Annotated in this window: 4 protein-coding genes; 2 read left to right on the plus strand and 2 right to left on the minus strand. The window is 73.6% G+C overall.

Annotated elements, in window-relative coordinates:
* Positions 1–35: 35 nt before the first annotated feature.
* Complete coding sequence (locus PROKR_RS26000; RefSeq protein WP_036969521.1) at positions 36–413, minus strand: helix-turn-helix domain-containing protein; 378 nt, start codon at positions 411–413, stop codon at positions 36–38.
* 329 nt (positions 414–742) lie between these two features.
* On the opposite strand from PROKR_RS26000, the gene PROKR_RS26005 reads away from it, so the two are divergent.
* Complete coding sequence (locus PROKR_RS26005; protein WP_036969522.1) at positions 743–1,420, plus strand: GNAT family N-acetyltransferase; 678 nt, start codon at positions 743–745, stop codon at positions 1,418–1,420.
* Here the strand turns inward: PROKR_RS26005 and PROKR_RS26010 are convergent.
* The gene (locus tag PROKR_RS26010; protein ID WP_245605972.1) at positions 1,411–2,088 is read right to left on the minus strand and encodes a pyridoxamine 5'-phosphate oxidase family protein; all 678 of its coding nucleotides are present in this window, start codon (positions 2,086–2,088) and stop codon (positions 1,411–1,413) included. The two genes, PROKR_RS26005 and PROKR_RS26010, sit on opposite strands and share 10 nt — an antisense overlap.
* 30 nt (positions 2,089–2,118) lie before the next feature.
* On the opposite strand from PROKR_RS26010, the gene PROKR_RS36265 reads away from it, so the two are divergent.
* On the plus strand, positions 2,119–2,784 hold a 666-nt coding region (locus tag PROKR_RS36265; RefSeq protein WP_036969531.1), incomplete at its 3' end, for a hypothetical protein.

Below are 2,784 nucleotides of genomic sequence, written 5' to 3' on the forward strand. Positions count from 1 at the left end.
CGCCGGCCGCGGTCCCGCCGCGGCCGGCCCGGCGCTCACCGGTAGTTCCCGGCGAGCTCCCGAACGGGCCGGCGTGGTTCGGTGACCAGCACGGAAGGGTCGCAGCCGAACAGCATCGCGAGCCTGCCCACCTGGTCGAGCGTCCAGGCGGTCCGGCCCCGGAAGCGGGCTGAGACGGCGGCGCGCGACAGGCCGACCTCGGCCGCGATCTGCTGCTGGCTCAGGCCACGCCGCGCGGCCTCGAACCGGATGGCCGCCGCGCACACGAGCGCCAGCCCGTCCTGGTACAGGTTGGGCGCGGGTCGCGGGGTGACCCCGGCGTCGTCGGCCTCGCCGTCGTCGTCGAGATCGGGGTCCAGGGTGCCGTCGAAGATCGGGTTGCGGTCGAGCGGGTCGTAGTTGGTGCGCGCCATGGACCCAGCCTGCCCGGCGGCGCGCGTGCGCGGGGCTTGTCCACAGGCCCGGTCTGGGGGCGGGGTCCGGCCGTCGGGCGTGGTGCACCGGCCTCGGGGTCATGCATGGTCCGACAGAGGGTGCCGGGTGGGCCGTAGTTCGTTCACATGAGCATCGAGATTTTCGGCTCAGCCGAACTGTTCGGCTCAGGTGGATCACCCGTGCCCCAGGTGAACGGAATGCAGCCCACCCGGCACCCCTCGTCCGCGCACGCATTACCCCGGATCGCGACACGCCGTCGGCCGAATTCAGGTTGCTCCGGCCCCGCAGCACCTGGAACGGTCGGACGATGGATCTCGCGAGCGCCTTCCCGCCGTTCGGGCTCCGGGTCACCTCCGGTGACCTCGAGCTGCGCCTGCCCGCCGACACCGACCTCGTCCGCCTGGCCGACCTCGCCGTCGCGGGGATCCACCCGCCCGAGCGCAGCCCGTTCCTGGTCCCGTGGAACGTCGGCGAGCCGGACGAGGTGCGCCACGGGCTGCTGCAGTACCACTGGGCGTCGCGCGGCCGCATCGCACCCGAGGCCTGGGCGCTGGAGCTCGGCGCGTTCCTCGACGGCGAGCCCGTCGGCGTCCAGAGCGTGGGTGCCAAGGCGTTCGCCGCGACGCGCTCGGCCGGGACCGGCTCCTGGCTGGGCCTGGAGCATCACGGCAAGGGCCTCGGCAAGCGCATGCGGTTGCTGGCGCTGCACCTGCTGTTCGAGGGCTTCGACGCCGCCGACGCCACGACCGAGGCCTTCGACGACAACCCGGAGTCCAACGGCGTGACGCGGTCGCTCGGCTACGCGCCGAACGGCGTCGCGCTCGTGGACCGGCAGGGCGCGGCAGCCACGGAGAACCGCTACCGGATGACCCGCGAGATGTGGGCGGCACGCCCGGACCTGCACCGGCCCGACGTCACGCTCGCGGGTGTCGCGCCGGTCCGGGCCATGCTCGGGATGGACGAGCCCGCGACCGCTCAGCCGTAGATGGTCTCGGCGTACCTCGGCCCGTAGTACGCGTCGAGCTCCTCCAGGCTGTCGTTCCTGCGCTCCAGAGTGCGCGAGATGACGGCGCGGCGCGGCACCTCGTCCTGGCCCCAGGTCTCCGGGTCCCAGGTCTTCGAGCGCAGGAACGCCTTGGAGCAGTGGTGGAACACCTCCTCGACGTCCACCTCCAGCGCGAGGACCGGTACGTTGCGGCGCACCTGGAGCTCGGCGAGGTAGGGCGCGTCGCGTACCAGCCGGGCGCGGCCGTTGACCCGCAGTGTGTCGCCGCGGCCGGGGATCACGAAGATCAGTCCCACGTGCGGGTTGGCCAGCACGTTGAGGAACCCGTCGGTGCGCCGGTTGCCGGGACGCTCGGGGATCGCGATCGTGCGGTCGTCCAGCACCCGTACCAGGGAGCCGGCCGGGTCCCCCTTCGGGGAGACGTCGAGGTTGCCCTCGGCGTCGGACGTCGCGACCAGGCACAGCGGTGAGGCCGCCAGCCACTGCCGGTCGAGCTCGTGCAGGGCGGGACGGACCTTGTTCGCCGCCGTCTCCAGCGGCGGCGGGACGATCTCCCGGAGCTCCTCGACCGTCGTGACCGGCGTCCCGCCGAACTTGCTCTGCTCCTTGGTCATGCCCTCAACATAGCCCTGGCGTAAATGGGGCATGTCAGACCATCCGGGTACGCTCGCAGCGCCATGACCGAGCAGACGACCCTCCCCAGCCCTGCCGACACCCCGGCCGCCCCCACCGGCCTGGCCCGGCCCTGGAAGGCCCGCGCGGCCCGCCGCGTCCTGGAGCAGGCCGAGGCGCTGCTCGACGACGCCCGGCTGCTCACCACTGCGGACCTCGGCCTGCGCGAGCGCGTCCGGGACGCCTACACGGCAACCCGTGAGGTGCGGGTCCACGCGGACCTGCGCACCGTGTCCGTCACGGCGCTGGAGGAGCGGCGCAAGAAGCTGCGCGTCGCCGTCCTGGAGAAGGCCGGCTACCAGCACGTCGCCCAGGTGCTGGTGGCGGGTACCGACCGGCTGGTCGAGGCCGGCATCGGCGCGGGCACCGCGAAGCTCGCCACGTCGGCCGCCCGCGAGCTGGCCGACGAGGTCGACGCCGACCTCCGGTTCCGCATCGACGTGGACCCCGACGACCCGTACGCCACCGTGCTGGTCCAGGCCCTGTACGCGTTCGGCCTGGCGACCGACGCCCGGCACCGGCACCTCGACGAGGCCCGCCGCGTGGCCGACGTGGTCCCCGGGAACCTCGAGCCCGCCCAGCTCGCCACGAGCGTCTGGCGGCGCCTGGTCGCGCCCGCCGACAAGAAGGCCGCCGCCTTCGCCGCCGTCTCCGTGCTCGACGCCCAGGTG

The sequence above is a fragment of the Promicromonospora kroppenstedtii DSM 19349 genome, from assembly GCF_000515355.1.
In the GTDB taxonomy this organism is placed as follows: domain Bacteria; phylum Actinomycetota; class Actinomycetes; order Actinomycetales; family Cellulomonadaceae; genus Promicromonospora; species Promicromonospora kroppenstedtii.

Coding starts and splice junctions, on each gene's coding strand:
- PROKR_RS26000 (WP_036969521.1), bottom strand. CDS start 413: ATGGCGCGCACCAACTACGACCCGCTCGACCGCAACCCGATCTTCGAC.
- PROKR_RS26010 (WP_245605972.1), bottom strand. CDS start 2,088: ATGCCCCATTTACGCCAGGGCTATGTTGAGGGCATGACCAAGGAGCAG.
- PROKR_RS26005 (WP_036969522.1), top strand. CDS start 743: ATGGATCTCGCGAGCGCCTTCCCGCCGTTCGGGCTCCGGGTCACCTCC.